Raw genomic sequence first — 16,692 nt, forward strand, 5'->3', positions numbered from 1 at the left:
TGGAAGCAAAATTAATTATTTTCTTCCATAAATAAACCTGTCATTTTCAGATAAATCCTTCAATAATTGAGCGTTAGAGAAATATTGATACAGTTCCAGGGTTTCAGGACCTAATTTCTGATTGATTTCTAAGAACAAAAGTCCGGCTTCATTTAGGTACTTTTTAGCATCTTCTGCTATTTTTTTGTAAAAGATCAAAGCATCATTAGTGGGAGAGAAAAGGGCCATTTTAGGTTCAAATTCTTTTACGGAGTCTGCAATTTCAATCTCTTCCTCAACACCTATATACGGAGGATTGGAAATAATGATATCATAGCTTTCAACCGGCTCAAAATTCAGATAGTCAGCATGGATAAACTGAATTTCCAGTTGATGATAATCTGCATTTCTTTGGGCCGTTTTCAGTGCTTTTTCAGAAAAGTCTATTGATGAAACTACAGCTTTAGGAAAATGCGTCTTTAAAACCAAAGGAATCACTCCACTTCCAGTTCCTATATCCAAAATCTTTAACCCTTGAACGTTAAGCTTTAGACGTTGAACTTCTCTGATAGCAATCTCCAGCAGCTCTTCCGTTTCAGGGCGGGGAATCAGTACATTTTCATCCACAAAGAATTTCATTCCATAAAACTCAGTTTCCCCAAGAATCTGCTGATAAGGCCTTCCTGTTTTGAGTTCTGAAACCAAATGAGAAAGCTTTTCTTCATCATCTATCAGAAGCTCCTGCTCAGAAAATCTTCTTTGCTGAAAATGATCAAAACCTACTGTTTGATGAATAAACAACGAGGATAAAAACGCACTTTCCGACTCTGTATAAAGATCGGAAAGTTCTGTTTTGAAATATTTTTTAAATGCTGAAATTGTCATTTATCTTGTAAAAACCAGTTTAGTATCTGTAGACTTCTCTTCATCAATTCTGTAACCGTCATAATTGAACGCTTTTACATCTTCCAGTGTTTTGGCATTCGTTTCAGCACAAAATCTTACCACAAGGCCTCTTGCATGCTTAGTGTATACAACAATGGTTTTCAGTTTTCCGTCTTTTAACTCATAAAAATCAAAATCGATCACTGTATGATTCAGTTTTTTTCTGTCGATTACTTTCCCATATTCATTGCTGGCAAGGTGAAGAAGTACTTCCCCTTTTTTCATTTCAGAATTCAATTGTTCTGTGATCTTTTCTCTCCAGAACCCATACAGATTTTTGTATTGTTCAAACTCAAAAGGACGTCCCATTTCCAGTCTGTAAAGCATTACTTTATCAGATGGTTTCAGAAGACCGTAAAGCCCGGAAAGCATTCTGTAGTTTTTCTGCAGATAGTCTACTGCACTTTTATCCAGAGTCTTGGCGTCCAATCCTCTGTAGACTTCCCCTGTAAAAGCAAACATTGCCGGAGCAGATTCTTTTGAGGTAGGTTTGGATTTCCATTTTTGATTTCTTTCCCAGTTTTCATCAGCCAGTTTAGGTGATATTTCCATGAGCTCGGAAAGGTATTTTGGAGATTTTTCTTTTAAATAAGATTGTATAAATGCTGCGTCTTCAATGAATCTTGGAGTAGAAGATTTCAACAGATCTGTTGAGTTTTCTACGTTCATTAATTTTGCAGGAGATGTTATAATTTTCATAATGTTAAAATACAGATAAATGTTTAATATTAATAAAATTCAGGGTCATCAGAGAGATAAAGTCAATCATAAAATGACAGATAATCAGAATTTTAATATTCGAATAGCGTTTATAAAACAGGGCAAAAACAATTCCAATAAAGAAAGGTCCGAGAACCTGACCTACGGTACCATAGGTGCTGTGCAGAATTCCAAATAAAATGGATGAAACAATCACTCCGGCATTTGGATTATTATAGATTTTTTCAATCCTGGGCTGTATATAACCCCGCATCAGGAATTCTTCTACAATAGCAGCGGTAAGGCACAAGAAAATAATTAGAAAATAATTGTTTTTAAAAATGGGTACAAGGTTAAGAAGCTTATCACTTATTTTTTCAGGGATAAAAAAAAGGATTATGGCATTCAGAACTGCTCCGCCAATCATGCAGATAAAATATAAACTCAGAACAGCCTTTATATAAAATAAGAGAGAATATCGATTTTCTTTTTTTAATAAAAATGAACCTTTCTCGATAAATGTATTGTATAGAAATACAATGATCAAAACAATCCAGATCATAATTCTACTGAGAAAAAAGCTGTCTGCCGTAATTCCTCTTATTCCTGTAATCAGAGTGATAACCGGGAAAGTATAAAGCATTGCTGCAACCAAAAGCACAAAAGTGAGTAAAATTCCTATAGAATATTTCCCATTAAACCCCATAATTCAATAACCCTAAACCTTGAATTCTACATTTTTGAATTAAATAATTCCTTTTCCCTGACGGATAATTTCCGGTTCTCCGGAAGTGAGGTCTACAATAGTAGAAGCCACATTATCTCCATATCCTGAGTCAATAACGATATCTACCAAATGGTCATATTTCTCAGCAATCAGCTCTGGATCGGTAGAATATTCAAGGATTTCATCATCATCTTTAATGGAAGTGGAAGCAATAGGGTGTCCTAGTTTTTCAACGATAAGCTGCGGAATCGGGTGATCAGGAACACGGATACCTATTGTTTTATGACCTTTATATGCTAAAGGTAAACTTTTGTTAGCTTCAAGGATAAAAGTAAACGGTCCGGGAAGATGACTTTTCAAAAATCTGAAAACCGAGGTGTCAATAGGTCTTGTAAAGTCCGAAAGATGGCTGAGATCATTACAGATAATCGAGAATTTTGACTTCTCAAGCTTCATTTTTTTGAGCTGAGCCAGTTTTTCCATGGCTTTTATATCAAAAATATTACAGCCTAAAGCATATATCGTATCAGAAGGATAGATAATCAGCCCGCCATTATTTAAAGTTTTAATAACCTCATTCACAAGATTTTCCTGTGGGTTGTCTGGGTAAATTTTTAATATTTTTGCCATAAAACAAAGATACAAATAATAAAATAGTTTTCATAAAAGTCCTTTATTTAAAAGAAAAATTAGGATTTGTGAAAAATATTCGTACCTTTGCAATCCAATATCGCGGGATGGAGCAGTAGGTAGCTCGTCGGGCTCATAACCCGAAGGTCATCGGTTCGAGTCCGGTTCCCGCTACTAAGTTAAGTGCTTTCGGTAAGCACTCTAAAAATACACCGCGGGATGGAGCAGTAGGTAGCTCGTCGGGCTCATAACCCGAAGGTCATCGGTTCGAGTCCGGTTCCCGCTACTAATTAGTGTTTTCGGTAAACACTCTAAAAATACACCGCGGGATGGAGCAGTAGGTAGCTCGTCGGGCTCATAACCCGAAGGTCATCGGTTCGAGTCCGGTTCCCGCTACTAAACCAAAATCGGTATAACGACAGTTATACCGATTTTTTTATGTTAATTTTACTTGAAATTTTGAAGATTGAATACAGTGCCAAAATATCAGCATTGCCTTACAGGTTGCTGATTTTATTTTTACGGATATTTCTAATTATAGATGTGAAGAAGGTGGGGATGTTAAATCTTTCCTGAAGAATACTCCAATAAATCACCAGTAAAAAATAGAATCTGCAGATTCAGATCAAGAGGCATTTTCATGTCAGCAATTAGTAATCTACAAGGTTGCATTATACTTTTGAGGAATGAGTTTGAAGATCTAATAAATAATTCTGGAACTAGTTCAGATAAATAAAAACATAGAAATTAAAAAACTGTTGAGGATTGAAAAAAATAATTCACAAAGTTTGATAATGGGTATAAAAAAAGTACCTTTAATAAGGTACTTCTTACATTGATATGGTTTTAATTAACAAATATCATAAGTTGAATTTACAGCATATGCTAGTTCTCTGATAAAGGCAGGGCTTCCATCTGCATTATCTGATTGGAAGAAAACTGTATTAGTTGTTCCACAAGAATTAGTGTAAGCAACAGACCATGTTTGAAACATTACAGCTAATGCCTGTTTTTGTTCAATAGTTAATTCCTTAACTTCAATTACTTTTTCATGTTTAATTTCTTGCTTTACTTCTTCTTTAGTATTTGCAAATGTAAATGTTGATAGAGCTAATAAGCCCACGAAAATTAATTTTTTCATAGTAGAAATTTTTAAATTTAATGTTTTTTTATTGTCAAAAAAATTGTTAATCAAGAAAAGTATTCATCTTTTTAAGACGATCAGACATTGTTTTAGTTTTATCATTACCATTGGCATCTACAACCCTTAAATTTCCATTGTACATAGACGGATTTTCTGTATAATTCTTTCTTGCTTCTAAAAACTGATCCTTAGATTTTGTTTTTACATCATTTCCGTAATTCAAAGGCTCAATTATTTCATCAGATTTTTTTATATCTGTTGCGTAGATTTCAATAGTTTTATTTTTGTTGTAAACTTCCAAAATCAAACCGGATAATCCTTTAAATCTGAATGGTCCGTCTTGAATTGTCACGTCATTAGTAAACCAAGCAAAAAACGTATCCCCTGTATCTGTTGTAGTTTTAGCAAGTCTTGATTTAAAGCCTTTAATATCCTTGGTATCGTTTAAGATTTCCCATTTTAACTTTGGTTCTTCATAGGTGAAAATATATTTTCCAACAGGAAGTGATACAAGAAGATTTTCTTTAGATTTATAAACACTTCCAACAGATTTGGGATATTTTGGAATGGCACCTGCGGTTGTACTGATTGTTTCTTTAGAAGTACCATTATAAAATGCCTTTGCTTCTCTACTAAAGTAAATTGATTCTACATTATTACATAATAATGTTGATGCAAAAATCGTCATTTTGTCTTTATTTAAACTATCCGAAACTAATTTAGTTTCATAGTTTATTTCCATTATTGCTTTATTATTTTGAGCAGATAAAAAAGCAAAACTAACAATAAATAATGATGCTAATAATTTATTTTTCATAGATTTCAAGTGTATTACAATGATACTGAATTATATTAATCCATCAGTATGGGAATCCGTAATTTTTAAATATTTTTTATTATGTTAAAAACGCTATCATATAAAAATAAATATGTAGCTGGATATGATTTCACATTTGTCCACTCTTATAAACTTTACTATTTAAATGGAAGAGAAATTTTTCTTACTGATTATCCGAACACTATGTTGAATACAGCATGAATATGGAACAAATGTTTTTAATTTATAGAAAAAGCTCTATCTTTGCACTACAATATCGCGGGATGGAGCAGTAGGTAGCTCGTCGGGCTCATAACCCGAAGGTCATCGGTTCGAGTCCGGTTCCCGCTACTAAACTAAAATCGGTATAACGACAGTTATACCGATTTTTTTATGCTATCCTGTCATTGCGAACAACGTGAAGCAATCTGGCTGGACATTTTTTGTTTCCATTGCTTGTATGCCTCTTTCATGCAGTGTCCACAAGGACGATAGTTGTTTTGTAACGCCTCTTCTTCATCTTTAAAGAAAATTCTGTTTTCTATTTTCATCCTTTTTCCTGAACCACAACTAAGCAATCCGTAAATCTTCAGTTTTTTATTTCCTCCAAAACGAATATCCTGACTGTGGATTTTACTTCTTAAGCTTTTGGGTGATAGTTGAGAATGCTGGATCATATTTATGATTGAAGGGGGATAGTTTAGGTTAAAATTGGGTTGGAAGTAATTAAGTTCGTTTTACTAGCTAATTGCATCATGGAAAATAATTCCCAGCGCATATCGGCTGCCTTCCTGAACTTCACTTATTCCATGTTTCATATTGACTCTGTAATAGCCTTTGGTTCCCTTTTCAGGCTTAAATTGAGTGGTGAAAATGAGGGCATCTCCTTTTTTAGGTTTTAAAACAATTGCTTTTGATTGTGCCCTCGGGATCTGCTGGGTAAGTACAAATTCTCCACCTGTAAAATCTTTGTCAGGTTCGCTGAGCATTAACACAATTTGAATAGGAAAGTATACATCACCATATAAATCCTGATGCAAAGTATTAAAACCCCCTGCTTTATATTTCAAAATTAAAACAGTTGCTTTCTGTTGGCCATTAGTATGACATTGTTGTAAAAATTCCTGATGATCTAAAGGGAATTGAGTGTCAATATGTAAGGCTTTAAACCATGAGTTGGCAATAGGAGCCAGATACGGATAGATATTCGTTCGTATGGTCTGAATGATTTCGGGAAGCGGATAATCAAAGTATTTATATTCACCAAGACCGAAACGATGTCTGGCCATAACCACTGTTTTTCGGTAAGAATCGGGTTTGTCATAATTCGTCTTCAATGTTTCACATTCCTGATCAGATAACAGATTGGAAATTACTGCATATCCATTTTCGTGCATTGTTTCCGTAAGATGCTGCCAATCTGTATTTTTGAGTTTATGAATAATATCTTTCATTGGTTTGATTTTATACTGCAAAAATCCGAAGTTATCCAGAATAAGAAAATCCGAAACATGCGGTATTATCTTTATTTTGACCTTTCTGGACCATCATTATAATGTCAATCTGGATGATAAGTCTGGTCCTGTTTAAGGCTACTTTTGTTCTGTTAATAAAAATAAATATAACGATGAATTACAGTATTAAAAAGGGCAGCCTTGAGGATCTTGATGAAACAGCAGAATTATTCAATCTTTACCGTGTTTTTTACAGACAGGAATCAGATATAGAAAAAGGAAAAGCTTTTCTCAAAGAACGGTTTTTAAACAGTGAATCAGATATCTTTCTTGTGATGGCTGAAGAAAGGGCAGTGGGATTTGTACAGCTTTACAAACTGTTTCATTATACCAAACTACAGAAACAATGGCTGCTAAGCGATTTGTTCGTTCATCCGGATTACAGAGGAAAAGGACTTTCTGTAGCATTAATTGACCGTAGTAAGCAATGGTGTGAAGAAACGGGAGCATGCGGATTGATGCTTGAAACCGAAAAAACAAATGATATCGGAAATACTTTATATCCCCGTTGTGGATTTGAATATGATGGTCTGCACAATTATTACCATTGGTGGAAATAGAGATTAAAGCGGCAGATAATTTTTAGGTGGAGAACCGGAAGTGGGAAGTAAGAATCTGCCGCAGGGTAATAAAACTTTAGATGATATATTAAAATTATGTTATTTTCGAGCGTAAATTTTTTCCCACTTCCATTTTTCCTTTAGTAGTATTAGTTCTACAATTTTGAACATTTAATTCTACAAGGCATCCTGTCAATGGTAGAGGGCATAGTCCTATTTTTGTAAAGCTTTTACAGATCATGGGTAGGACAGTTGATCTGTAGAGTGTATGCAAAAAAATCTCTGCCTAATTTTCTACTTTTTCCCCAAGAGTTTTATGATTAGTACCACAAAACTGCTTTTTCCGGCAGAGATTTTTTGCTTTACCCTTGCTTTCTAAAATGATTAATCGATCTTAAATGTAAACGAGGATGCTTTTAAAGAGTCATGAACTAGTTTATGATTATTTTTTTGGTAACAGGGTTAGGATTGTGATCATTTTTAACCGTTAATAGATAGTTTCCCTTGATCAGTTTCCCAGCTTTTAAATCTAAAGTATATTCAGTATTGTTTTTTAATTTGATTTTTTCAGATAGCATGAGTTTTCCGGTAAGATCATAGATTGCCAGCTCAATATCAGAATAGTTTTTAGGAAAGCGTAAGTGGATAAAATCTTTTGCAGGAAGAGGATATACTGAGAACTCTCTATCGTTGGCCAATACCTCCGAAACGGATAGATTACTGCTGTTCTGGGTAAAGAATTCCCATATCTTCTGAGTGTAGGAAATATCATTTTGTGGAGTAAGCCACACATGGTCTGCATTGTTCACCTTATAAAGTTCAATAACAGAATTGTTGCTTGGACTGGTGTATTTGTAGTGATCTACAGTAAGTCCGTCATTGGCGGTATTAGGAAGAAGGGTATGTACTGGGGTACTGTTTGATAAGTTGTTGTTTTTCCAGTAATTGATCATTTGATCTACAGAATTTCCGAAATTATTGTTGCTGTAGCCAATCGTAGCATCAGAGGTGCCATGAAAATGAGCGATAGATACAGGACGTCCCGGAGTTCCCGCGGCTACAGGTAGAATTCCGTTTCCGAAAGTTCCTGCTACTGAAGCAAAAACCTTTATTTTATCATTTAAAAACAAGGCAAGTCTTTCTGTCATAAATCCTCCCATAGAAAAACCACAGGCGAAAACTTTATTAGGATTAATACTGTAGGTTTGCTTTACTGAATCAATCAGGCTGCTGATAAATCCAACATCATCTACATTGGCATTAGGAGTATAAAAAGGATATCCCGCTCCTGAGTTCCAGGCTGTTCCGGATAAAGGATCACTTAATGCCTGTGGGCAGATCACAATGATGTTATTCGTTTCAGCGAGAGCTGCAAAGCCAATATTCCTAAAGTTATTCATGGTATCTCCCAACCCATGTAATGTGATAACGAGCGAAGCCGGATTTTGAGAATTGTAATTAGAAGGTACATAAATGGAATATTCCCTGAGCCCGGAACTGTGCTGAATTGTTGCAGTCTGCCATTGTTGGCCGTAAAAAATACCGGTGATCAGCAGGAATAAAAATAGAATTGATTTCTTTGTCATATCTTTTTTTTCAAAGATATTGAGGTAGTCTTGATAGTCAATTTGACAAAAATCAAATAAAAAAAGAAATGTTTTGACAAATATCAAAACACTTTATTTTTTAGATCTGATTCTGCTTAGCGTCTCCTGAGTAATTCCCAAAAATGAGGCGATCATGCCTAGTGTAAGAAGCTCCGCCGCTCTGGGATGCGATTTTATAAAGTCGTCATACCGTTCTTCCGCAGTTTGAAACAGCATTCTGTCAATTCTGTTTTGGGTCATAATCAATACACTGCTCATGATCATTCTGTACAGATACTGAATATCCGGGAATTTTTCGGAAAGTTCTTCAAGGTCATCATAGCTTAGTTTCCATAGGACGCAATCATCCAGAAGCTCTATTCCTCGTTTATCAGGCTTTTGACGGATAAAGCTGATAATGGATAACAGCAGAGTTTCTTCTCCTCTGAAACCGTCTGTGACATCTTTTTCATCTTTATAGTAAAAAATACGGGCTGCTCCTTTCTCTATAAAATAGATGTGCCGGCAGATATGGCCGGGCTTTACCAAAATACTATTTTTGGGAAGTTCTTCCTTTTGCAGTTTTGTGAAAATGGCCATCATCCCTTCGAGTGATAAAGAAACAGGTGGAGTATCTTTATTATCAAGCATTGAACTGATATAGGAGTTGATCGCAGTAAAGATATGAAGCATGGGTGACAGAATATAAAATGAAAAAAGTAGTAAAAAAAATCCCACTCTGAAAAAGTGGGACTTATTATTTTAAAATTAAATATTATTGAGGCAATTGAGCGTAAGGAGTAAGCTTGTTGTCATCAGACATGGTCTGTCCCAAAAAGTCTCTTTTCTGATCCGCTTTCATTCTTCCGGCAGCATCGTTGGCATTGAAGTAAGCTTCACTCAATTTTGTAGCGATATCAGCAGGTTTGAAATCAAATTTTGTATCACCCTCCACTCCAAGATATCCGTTCTTTCTTGTAAGGTTGGTAATATAATTGTTATAATTAATCATTGTACCTCTCATCATATTGTTATGATATTCCATACATTTCTTTGCTTTTTTGGATGAATTGTTCAGAATACAGTTTTTCATATTGTTTCTGTATAAAAACCATTCAGATTCTAAAATACCATATTCTTTACCTACAGCAATCTTTCCGTTCGTTACGATATTATTATCCCCTTCTTTTGTAGCAATGGTCTGAAGATGTTGAATAACCAATGGAACGGTAGCTTCGATTTTTGATTTCGTATCCTTTAATATGCTCAGATCAGCAGCAGGAGAACCCTTCTTTTGTGCTGTAGTAACGTTGAAAATAAGCAGTAATAGTACAATCAATAAATTATATCTTTTCATGAGAAATTTTTAAAGCACTAAAATAAATATAATTTCCCGGTTAAAACAAATTCATTTTAATTTTATTTAATAAAATTTAACAAGTTTTAAGAATTTATCCCTGAAATGACTCTTTTTCTGTGGATTAAGCAGGTGAGTATTTCACTCCTTTACAAAATTAATATATTTTAACTAATTTTATTTTACTGATTATCAGAAAGATATATCATGAGTTATGTTTATCACTAAAAAAATAGTTGTTTGATTCATTTTTATTTCTACATTTGTATAACTAATTTCTTAGTGATATAGAATTGGATACTTTATATCACAATAATTGATAATTGAACAGGATATGAAAATTCAGACTTTAACAAAAGCAGAAGAGCAGGTAATGCAGTATTTATGGAAAATAGAAAAAGGATTCCTAAAGGATGTTCTTGATCTTTTTCCGGACCCAAAACCGCATACCAATACGGTCTCTACCATTTTAAAAGTATTGAAAGACAAAGAATTTGTAGACTATCGTGTACACGGAAGACAGCATGAGTATTTTCCGCTGGTTTCAAAAGAACAGTATTCCGGGAAAACGATGAAGAGTCTTGTGAAAAACTATTTTAAAGGCTCCTACAAAAGTGCCGTTTCATTTCTGGTAGAAAAAAACGAAATGACTGTAGAAGATCTTGAGATGTTATTGAATGAACTAAAAAAGAAAGACTAGTACCTATGGAAGCAATACTTTTATACTTTGGGAAAACAATTTTATGTTCGGGTGTAACATTTTTGTATTACCAGTTGTCTTTAAAGGACAAGACATTCCATCATTATAACAGATTTTATCTGTTGGCGGCAATTGTGATATCGCTGCTGCTGCCACTTATCAAAGTAGATGATTTTACGATAGAAGTAAATAATGATATGTATATGCTTCTTGACAAGATTCAGAATTTTAATTCAGAAAAAAATATAAATAATGGTAACCTTTATTTTAACATTATTTTTTCAACTCTGGGACTGGTTTCTCTCTATTTTTTAGGGAAGCTTATCTATGGGATTTTCAAAATCCAGCAGTTTAAAAAACAGTTTCAGAAAGAAAGTTTTGACGGGATCAACTTTTACCGTACAGACCTTAGCGAGGCTCCATTTTCATACTTTAAGAACCTTTTCTGGAAGAATGCCATTACACTGCATTCTGATATCGGAAAACAGATTTTAAAGCATGAGATGGTACATATTGAACAGAAACATTCCTTTGATAAAATTTTTATCGAGATTATTACTTCTGTTTTCTGGTTCAATCCGTTTTTTCATATTATCAAAAAAGAAATTAATCTCATCCACGAGTATCTGGCTGATAAAAAAGCCGTACAACAATCGGACACCAAAGCATTTGCGCAGATGCTTTTAGCAAGCCACTTTTCCGGAACACAGTTGCCTGCTGCCAGTCCGTTTCTAAGTTCAAACCTTAAAAAAAGACTTAAAATGTTACAAAAACCAAAAACCAAGTTCGGATATGCGCGAAGAATTCTTGCATTGCCAGTGTTATTTACCGTAGCTTTTGCTTATCTGGTAAATGCGAAGAACAGAGAGATTGAAGAAACAAACCTTTCCATTAAAAAAGTAGTTTCAGAAATCAAAAAAGATACAGTAAGACCTGAAAAATCAGTTCAGGGAAATATCACAGGATTAAAATCTGTATCACCGGAAGATCATACAAAATTGACCGATCTTGAGAAAAAGATAAAAGAAAAAGAGAAGGAACTGGACGGATTGGATCCGGAAAGTGATGCCTTCAGTGATAAAATTGAAGAAATAAGCAACCTCGCATCAGAGATAGGAGAGATTGCTTCCAAAGTTGAAGTTGATAAATATTTCAATTCTGCTGAATGGAAAAATCAGATGAAGGAACTTGAAAATATGGATCCTCTGGATAAGAAAGAACTTCGTAAAATAAAAAGAGCGGCAAAAAAAGCGGGAAGAGAGGCTGCAAGAGTAGTAAAAGAGATGGTTCCTCCCACACCGCCCAATGCACCTCAGGCTCCAAAATCTCCTAAAGTAGTTTATTTTAAAAATAATAATACAGTTTATTATAAGGATCTGAGCCCTAAAGAAAAAGAGGAAGTACGTAAAGCAATGGCAGAAGCTAAAAAAGCTATGAAAGAAGCAGCAAAAGCCAGAGTAGAAGGAGAGAAAGCCAGAATAGAGGGGGAGAAAGCCCGGTTAGAAGGAGACAGAGCAAGAGCTGAAAGTGCTGTATTCCTTATCAAAGGAGAAAAAGCCAGAATAGAAGGGGATAGAATAAGAAAAGAAAGCGAAAAAATACGTGTGGAAGCTGAAAAAACAGCACAAAGTTTCAGAGCTGGTAACTTTACCATGATAACTTCTGCTCCTAAGGTTATGGTAATGCACGCTGATTTCATCAAAAAAGACGGTAACGGAAACATTGCCATGAATGGGGTGAAAAAGTTTAGCATTAACGGTAATGATGATCACAACTATAAGTATTACATTGATGGAAGAGAAGCATCCAAAGATGATGTTAACGCTTTGAATTCTGCTAATATTTCAAAAGTAATGGTCAATACCCAGAAGGATGGGGAAGTGAAGAAAGGAGAAGTAAGAATTGAGACAAAGAAATAAAGTTCCAAAAAAGCTTTGTCAGTACTCCATTGTCAGAGCTTTTTTATTATGATCTGTATAATACATAAATTATGAAAAAAAGTTATTTCATTTTATTAGCATTTTTAAGCGTAGCCATTAACGCGCAAGTGAACAGGTTCTTTTATGACTATAAATACATCTCTGATTCAACCAATAAAGCAGACGTGAAAAGTGATGTTATGCTGCTGGATATTGATAAAAACGGATCTAAATATTACAGCCGCGAAAAATTTGTTGCTGATTCAACAATGAAAGCAGATATCGCCAAGCAGATGAAAGGGGGATTCGGAGGAAGCATCAATATCAAGAGAAATATAAAGCCGGGAACGACTTTTTCTACGGTCACGAAAAAATATCCGGATTATAGTGTTTCATTCTCTGAGAATATTGGAAATACAACCTATAAAATGCCGGAAGACCAAAAACCTGAATGGAAAATTCTTCCTGAAAAACAGAAAATTGGTGACTATAACACGCAAAAAGCAACCACGAATTTTGGAGGCAGAAGCTGGACTGCTTGGTTTTCTACAGACATCCCATTCCAGGATGGTCCCTATAAATTCTATGGACTGCCAGGACTTATCATTAAAATTGAAGATAAAACAGGATCTCATATCATGACTTTAATCGGTAATAAGAAAACGGAAGCCGCATCAGAAGAAGATGTGCAAATACCGGGTCTTACTACAATTGGTTTAGGAGGTAAAGAAATTGAGATAAACAAAAAGCAGTTTAAAAAAGCCTGGAAAGATTATCTTACGGATCCTACAAAAGATATGAAGCAAACCATGAGTACTCTTCCTGCAGGAGCTGTGGTACAGATGAAAAATCAGGATGGGAAAAGTATTGATGTGAATGAAATGTACAGGAATATCGAAAAAAGAGCAAAAGAAGAACAGGTAAAAAATAACAATAAAATAGAACCGGAGCTTTATAAATAAGCAGTTTCTATTTATTTAAAATACAGTAAGGTTATAATAATCTTACTGTATTTTTTTTTGTATTGTGTATCTTTAATCCCAAGACTTAGAATTTTATATCATGACAGAAAAGGAAAAATGTGCAGCAGGACTTTTATACAATGCTAATTATGACCAAGAACTGATTCAGGAACGTATTACCTGCAAAGATCTGTGCCAGGAATATAATGGACTGAAAAACTCAGATACGGAAAGGAGGTATGGACTACTCCAGAGAATAATTGGTAATATAAAAGAAAATATCTGTATAGAACCCAATTTCTGGTGTGATTACGGATATAATATAAAAGCAGGAGAGAACTTCTATGCGAATCATAACCTTGTTATCTTAGATTGTGCCAAAGTAGAATTCGGTGATAATGTATTTATAGGTCCCAATTGCAGCTTCTATACAGCAGGCCATCCGCTTGATGCTAAACAAAGAAACGAAGGTCTTGAATATGCACATCCTATTAAAGTGGGAGATAATGTTTGGCTGGGAGGAAATGTTGTTGTACTTCCCGGAGTTTCTATCGGAAATAACTCAGTGATTGGTGCAGGAAGTGTCGTAACGAAAGATATTCCGGATAATGCAGTAGCTGTGGGAAACCCGTGTAAAGTTGTTAAAAAGATTACAGAACAGAATTAAAAAACGATATCCACCTAACCATGAGAAAATTGATCATTCTATTCAGTCTTATATTGGCCGTACTCACTAATGCCCAGAATCAAAGGTTTATTTATGAATACAAATATGCCCTGGATTCTACAGCTAAAGATAAGCCGGAAGTGGAAATGATGCTTTTAGATGTTGCGGCAAAAGGATCAAAATTTTACAGTAAAGATTCTTTTGAATCAGATTCTCTTATGACTTCTGCTATGGAAAAACAGCTTCAGATGGGAGTTAAAGAATTAGATTTTTCAGGAATCAACTTCAAAGGCAAAATAAGTTATAGTGTTGAAAAGATGTATCCGGATTATTCAGTGAATTTTTTCAATAATCTTGCTGCTGACGAATATAGGGTTCAAGATGCCAGAAAACAAGAATGGAAAATATTATCAGATAAAGCAGAGATTGGCGGGTTCAAAGCACAAAAAGCAGTCTGCAACTTCGCCGGAAGAAAATGGACAGCCTGGTTTACAACAGACCTCCCTATTCAGGATGGACCCTATAAATTTCATGGGCTTCCGGGATTAATTGTAAAACTTGAAGATGCTTCCCAGACTCATTCCTTCGAATTAAAAGGAAATAAAAAACTCCCTGAAGGATATGAATGGCAGAGTACCAAAGAAAAAGAGCGGTTTAATGCTCTTGTTACCGTGAATGAAACCAAGTATAGAAAAGCTTTTAAAGATTACCTTGCCGATCCTATGAAAAGTGAAAAAAAGATGATGGCTCAGGGAATTGAAATGCAGGAAATAGATGAGTCCGGGAAATTGATTCCTGTTGATAAAGCACAAAAAGATAAAGAAATAAAAAGGAAAAATGATCTGAAAAAGCAGAATAATATTCTTGAACTGGATCTGCTGAAATAAATAATACTATAAAAATAAAAACCCGGAACATCGTTCCGGGTTTTTTATATCTGAATAAGAATCAGTTATTATGCTAATTTCTGAGAATCAGCAATGAACTGAGCCAATCCGCTGTCTGTTAATGGGTGCTTCAATAAGCTCAAGATCGGAGGCAGTGGAGATGTAATTACATCAGCTCCAATTTTAGCACAGTCAATGATGTGCATTGAATGACGGATAGAAGCCGCTAAGATTTCAGTTTCGAACATATAGTTATCAAAAATCAATCTGATTTCCTGAATAAGGTTCAGACCGTCTGTAGAAATATCATCTAATCTTCCTAAGAATGGAGAAACATAAGTAGCTCCTGCTTTTGCTGCTAAAAGAGCCTGTCCTGAAGAGAAGATCAGTGTACAGTTAGTTCTGATTCCTTTATCAGAAAAATATTTTAAAGCTTTGATACCGTCTTTAATCATCGGGATCTTTACGACGATATTAGGGTGAATAGCAGCCAATTCGTCTCCTTCTTTAATCATTTCTTCATACGTTGTAGAAAGAACTTCCGCAGAAATATCTCCATCTACAAGTTCGCAGATCGTTTTGTAATGGTTTTTGATCGCTTCAGATCCCTGGATTCCTTCCTTTGCCATTAATGAAGGGTTGGTTGTTACACCATCTAAAATTCCAAGATCTCTCGCTTCCTTGATTTGCTCTAAATTAGCTGTGTCAATAAAAAATTTCATTTTGTTAAATAGATTTATTGATACAAAGATAGGGAATTAATTGAGTTCTGGGATATGAATTTTGAGTTACGGAGATTCACGTTTGAGGGGTTGGGAGTTATAGAAAGGGGGATGTTTCAGAGTAGGAGAGCAGAAGATAAGAGCTTATAGAGTGAAAAAAAATAAGTCCTGGGTTGCTCTTCAGACAAACAATTAATTTTGCACCTATCACCTATCACCTATCACCTATCACCTATCACCTATCACCTATCACCTATCACCTATCACCTAATTTGTATTTCTGCAAAATCAGTTTATATTTGTTATCCATGAAAAGCAACAGTTTTACAGCCACATTGGAAATCATAGGGATTAATCCTTTTGTATTTGTTCCGGAAGAGATTTTGGACAGGATTTTTGATGATTCAGGCAGAAATAAAAGTCCGATTCCGGTAAAAGGAACAGTAAACGGGCAGGATTTTAAACAAAACCTGATGAAATATCTGGGTGAATGGAGGCTGTATGTGAACCTTACAATGTTGAAAAATTCCCCGAAGAGAATTGGAGAAGTCATTGAAGTTGTATTGGAATATGATGATTCTGACAGAAGTATTTCTATTCATCCTCAATTGGAAAAAGCAATTAAAGAAAGTTCTCTGGCAACAGAAAACTTCCAAAATCTGATTCCCTCAAGAAGGCAAGAACTGGTTCGTTATATCAACAATTTAAAAACCGAAGCCAGTATCCAGCGGAATATCGAGAAAATCATCCGTCATTTACACGGTGAAACAGATTTTTTCGGAAAAATGATTGAATAAGAGTTGAAAGTGGAGAATATATGAATAGTATTTATTCAGTAATTTTCAAGGAAGTGTATTCCCATTAAAGCTCCTTCAGC

The 16,692-nt window shown here is 34.8% G+C and carries 19 protein-coding genes and 4 tRNA genes; 11 read left to right on the forward strand and 12 right to left on the reverse strand.

The genetic code is table 11. The annotated features are described in order from the left end of the window. Positions 1 to 15: 15 nt before the first annotated feature. Genes prmC through GFU89_RS01580 form a run of 4 tightly spaced genes read right to left on the reverse strand, consistent with a single transcriptional unit; the run spans position 16 to position 2,980 of the window. On the reverse strand, positions 16 to 864 hold the full coding sequence (prmC, locus tag GFU89_RS01565) for a peptide chain release factor N(5)-glutamine methyltransferase (RefSeq protein WP_318845465.1): 849 nt from the start codon (positions 862 to 864) through the stop codon (positions 16 to 18). Further along, positions 865 to 1,623, reverse strand: coding sequence for a peroxide stress protein YaaA (gene yaaA / locus GFU89_RS01570; protein ID WP_318845466.1), 759 nt, complete (start codon positions 1,621 to 1,623; stop codon positions 865 to 867). It lies immediately after the preceding gene. 4 nt (positions 1,624 to 1,627) lie between these two features. Continuing rightward, entirely contained in the window at positions 1,628 to 2,329 is a 702-nt protein-coding gene (locus GFU89_RS01575; protein WP_318845467.1) for a type II CAAX endopeptidase family protein, read from the reverse strand. Between the two features lie 39 nt (positions 2,330 to 2,368). After that, a complete protein-coding gene (locus tag GFU89_RS01580) occupies positions 2,369 to 2,980 on the reverse strand; it encodes an L-threonylcarbamoyladenylate synthase (protein ID WP_223600895.1) in 612 nt (203 codons plus the stop codon). 101 nt (positions 2,981 to 3,081) lie between these two features. Between GFU89_RS01580 and GFU89_RS01585 the strand changes: the two genes are divergently transcribed. The 3 genes from GFU89_RS01585 to GFU89_RS01595 all read left to right on the forward strand — a co-directional run bounded on the left by GFU89_RS01585 (position 3,082) and on the right by GFU89_RS01595 (position 3,376). Next, a tRNA-Met gene (locus tag GFU89_RS01585) sits at positions 3,082 to 3,154 on the forward strand. A 39-nt stretch (positions 3,155 to 3,193) separates the two neighbouring features. Continuing rightward, positions 3,194 to 3,266: transfer RNA gene (locus GFU89_RS01590), tRNA-Met, on the forward strand. A gap of 37 nt (positions 3,267 to 3,303) precedes the next feature. Then, positions 3,304 to 3,376: transfer RNA gene (locus GFU89_RS01595), tRNA-Met, on the forward strand. 454 nt (positions 3,377 to 3,830) lie between these two features. Here the strand turns inward: GFU89_RS01595 and GFU89_RS01600 are convergent. Both GFU89_RS01600 and GFU89_RS01605 read right to left on the reverse strand, forming a co-directional pair. Next, positions 3,831 to 4,121: a hypothetical protein gene (locus tag GFU89_RS01600; RefSeq protein ID WP_318845468.1), complete on the reverse strand. Its 291-nt coding sequence runs from the start codon at positions 4,119 to 4,121 to the stop codon at positions 3,831 to 3,833. A gap of 46 nt (positions 4,122 to 4,167) precedes the next feature. Continuing rightward, entirely contained in the window at positions 4,168 to 4,941 is a 774-nt protein-coding gene (locus GFU89_RS01605) for a GLPGLI family protein (protein WP_318845469.1), read from the reverse strand. A gap of 278 nt (positions 4,942 to 5,219) precedes the next feature. On the opposite strand from GFU89_RS01605, the gene GFU89_RS01610 reads away from it, so the two are divergent. Beyond that, a tRNA-Met gene (locus GFU89_RS01610) sits at positions 5,220 to 5,292 on the forward strand. Between the two features lie 53 nt (positions 5,293 to 5,345). Here GFU89_RS01610 and GFU89_RS01615 read toward each other — a convergent pair. Both GFU89_RS01615 and GFU89_RS01620 read right to left on the reverse strand, forming a co-directional pair. Next, on the reverse strand, positions 5,346 to 5,618 hold the full coding sequence (locus GFU89_RS01615) for an Ada metal-binding domain-containing protein (RefSeq protein WP_318845470.1): 273 nt from the start codon (positions 5,616 to 5,618) through the stop codon (positions 5,346 to 5,348). Between the two features lie 63 nt (positions 5,619 to 5,681). Next, entirely contained in the window at positions 5,682 to 6,395 is a 714-nt protein-coding gene (locus GFU89_RS01620; RefSeq protein WP_318845471.1) for a 2OG-Fe(II) oxygenase, read from the reverse strand. Positions 6,396 to 6,568: 173 nt separating this feature from the next. Between GFU89_RS01620 and GFU89_RS01625 the strand changes: the two genes are divergently transcribed. Beyond that, positions 6,569 to 7,015, forward strand: a complete 447-nt coding sequence (locus tag GFU89_RS01625; protein WP_318845472.1) for a GNAT family N-acetyltransferase — start codon at positions 6,569 to 6,571, stop codon at positions 7,013 to 7,015. Between the two features lie 431 nt (positions 7,016 to 7,446). On the opposite strand, the gene GFU89_RS01630 is transcribed toward GFU89_RS01625, so the two are convergent. The 3 genes from GFU89_RS01630 to GFU89_RS01640 form a co-directional block, all read right to left on the reverse strand. Further along, positions 7,447 to 8,601, reverse strand: a complete 1,155-nt coding sequence (locus GFU89_RS01630; protein ID WP_318845473.1) for a T9SS type A sorting domain-containing protein — start codon at positions 8,599 to 8,601, stop codon at positions 7,447 to 7,449. 93 nt (positions 8,602 to 8,694) lie between these two features. After that, positions 8,695 to 9,294 carry a Crp/Fnr family transcriptional regulator gene (locus GFU89_RS01635; protein WP_318845474.1) on the reverse strand — a complete coding sequence of 200 codons (600 nt, stop codon included), beginning with the start codon at positions 9,292 to 9,294 and terminating at the stop codon, positions 8,695 to 8,697. A gap of 82 nt (positions 9,295 to 9,376) precedes the next feature. Next, positions 9,377 to 9,958, reverse strand: coding sequence for a hypothetical protein (locus tag GFU89_RS01640; RefSeq protein WP_318845475.1), 582 nt, complete (start codon positions 9,956 to 9,958; stop codon positions 9,377 to 9,379). Positions 9,959 to 10,292: 334 nt separating this feature from the next. Here GFU89_RS01640 and GFU89_RS01645 point away from each other — a divergent pair, with 334 nt between their 5' ends. From GFU89_RS01645 to GFU89_RS01665, 5 genes are all read left to right on the forward strand, one after another. Beyond that, positions 10,293 to 10,658 carry a BlaI/MecI/CopY family transcriptional regulator gene (locus GFU89_RS01645; RefSeq protein ID WP_318845476.1) on the forward strand — a complete coding sequence of 122 codons (366 nt, stop codon included), beginning with the start codon at positions 10,293 to 10,295 and terminating at the stop codon, positions 10,656 to 10,658. Positions 10,659 to 10,663: 5 nt separating this feature from the next. After that, on the forward strand, positions 10,664 to 12,577 hold the full coding sequence (locus GFU89_RS01650; protein ID WP_318845477.1) for a M56 family metallopeptidase: 1,914 nt from the start codon (positions 10,664 to 10,666) through the stop codon (positions 12,575 to 12,577). Between the two features lie 71 nt (positions 12,578 to 12,648). Further along, positions 12,649 to 13,539, forward strand: a complete 891-nt coding sequence (locus GFU89_RS01655) for a GLPGLI family protein (RefSeq protein WP_318845478.1) — start codon at positions 12,649 to 12,651, stop codon at positions 13,537 to 13,539. 100 nt (positions 13,540 to 13,639) lie between these two features. Beyond that, positions 13,640 to 14,206, forward strand: a complete 567-nt coding sequence (locus GFU89_RS01660) for a sugar O-acetyltransferase (RefSeq protein WP_318845479.1) — start codon at positions 13,640 to 13,642, stop codon at positions 14,204 to 14,206. Between the two features lie 20 nt (positions 14,207 to 14,226). Then, positions 14,227 to 15,093: a GLPGLI family protein gene (locus GFU89_RS01665; RefSeq protein WP_318845480.1), complete on the forward strand. Its 867-nt coding sequence runs from the start codon at positions 14,227 to 14,229 to the stop codon at positions 15,091 to 15,093. A 68-nt stretch (positions 15,094 to 15,161) separates the two neighbouring features. On the opposite strand, the gene fsa is transcribed toward GFU89_RS01665, so the two are convergent. Then, positions 15,162 to 15,815: a fructose-6-phosphate aldolase gene (gene fsa / locus GFU89_RS01670; protein WP_318845481.1), complete on the reverse strand. Its 654-nt coding sequence runs from the start codon at positions 15,813 to 15,815 to the stop codon at positions 15,162 to 15,164. A gap of 308 nt (positions 15,816 to 16,123) precedes the next feature. Between fsa and GFU89_RS01675 the strand changes: the two genes are divergently transcribed. After that, positions 16,124 to 16,612 carry a YdeI/OmpD-associated family protein gene (locus GFU89_RS01675; protein ID WP_318845482.1) on the forward strand — a complete coding sequence of 163 codons (489 nt, stop codon included), beginning with the start codon at positions 16,124 to 16,126 and terminating at the stop codon, positions 16,610 to 16,612. Positions 16,613 to 16,692: the final 80 nt, after the last annotated feature.

Source organism: Chryseobacterium sp. JV558 (assembly GCF_033712365.1).
Taxonomy (GTDB): Bacteria; Bacteroidota; Bacteroidia; order Flavobacteriales; family Weeksellaceae; genus Chryseobacterium.

Coding starts and splice junctions, on each gene's coding strand:
- GFU89_RS01600 (WP_318845468.1), bottom strand. CDS start 4,121: ATGAAAAAATTAATTTTCGTGGGCTTATTAGCTCTATCAACATTTACA.
- GFU89_RS01630 (WP_318845473.1), bottom strand. CDS start 8,601: ATGACAAAGAAATCAATTCTATTTTTATTCCTGCTGATCACCGGTATT.
- fsa (WP_318845481.1), bottom strand. CDS start 15,815: ATGAAATTTTTTATTGACACAGCTAATTTAGAGCAAATCAAGGAAGCG.
- GFU89_RS01625 (WP_318845472.1), top strand. CDS start 6,569: ATGAATTACAGTATTAAAAAGGGCAGCCTTGAGGATCTTGATGAAACA.
- GFU89_RS01575 (WP_318845467.1), bottom strand. CDS start 2,329: ATGGGGTTTAATGGGAAATATTCTATAGGAATTTTACTCACTTTTGTG.
- GFU89_RS01615 (WP_318845470.1), bottom strand. CDS start 5,618: ATGATCCAGCATTCTCAACTATCACCCAAAAGCTTAAGAAGTAAAATC.
- prmC (WP_318845465.1), bottom strand. CDS start 864: ATGACAATTTCAGCATTTAAAAAATATTTCAAAACAGAACTTTCCGAT.
- GFU89_RS01665 (WP_318845480.1), top strand. CDS start 14,227: ATGAGAAAATTGATCATTCTATTCAGTCTTATATTGGCCGTACTCACT.
- GFU89_RS01660 (WP_318845479.1), top strand. CDS start 13,640: ATGACAGAAAAGGAAAAATGTGCAGCAGGACTTTTATACAATGCTAAT.
- GFU89_RS01640 (WP_318845475.1), bottom strand. CDS start 9,958: ATGAAAAGATATAATTTATTGATTGTACTATTACTGCTTATTTTCAAC.
- yaaA (WP_318845466.1), bottom strand. CDS start 1,623: ATGAAAATTATAACATCTCCTGCAAAATTAATGAACGTAGAAAACTCA.
- GFU89_RS01635 (WP_318845474.1), bottom strand. CDS start 9,294: ATGCTTCATATCTTTACTGCGATCAACTCCTATATCAGTTCAATGCTT.
- GFU89_RS01620 (WP_318845471.1), bottom strand. CDS start 6,395: ATGAAAGATATTATTCATAAACTCAAAAATACAGATTGGCAGCATCTT.
- GFU89_RS01645 (WP_318845476.1), top strand. CDS start 10,293: ATGAAAATTCAGACTTTAACAAAAGCAGAAGAGCAGGTAATGCAGTAT.
- GFU89_RS01580 (WP_223600895.1), bottom strand. CDS start 2,980: ATGGCAAAAATATTAAAAATTTACCCAGACAACCCACAGGAAAATCTT.
- GFU89_RS01655 (WP_318845478.1), top strand. CDS start 12,649: ATGAAAAAAAGTTATTTCATTTTATTAGCATTTTTAAGCGTAGCCATT.
- GFU89_RS01650 (WP_318845477.1), top strand. CDS start 10,664: ATGGAAGCAATACTTTTATACTTTGGGAAAACAATTTTATGTTCGGGT.
- GFU89_RS01675 (WP_318845482.1), top strand. CDS start 16,124: ATGAAAAGCAACAGTTTTACAGCCACATTGGAAATCATAGGGATTAAT.
- GFU89_RS01605 (WP_318845469.1), bottom strand. CDS start 4,941: ATGAAAAATAAATTATTAGCATCATTATTTATTGTTAGTTTTGCTTTT.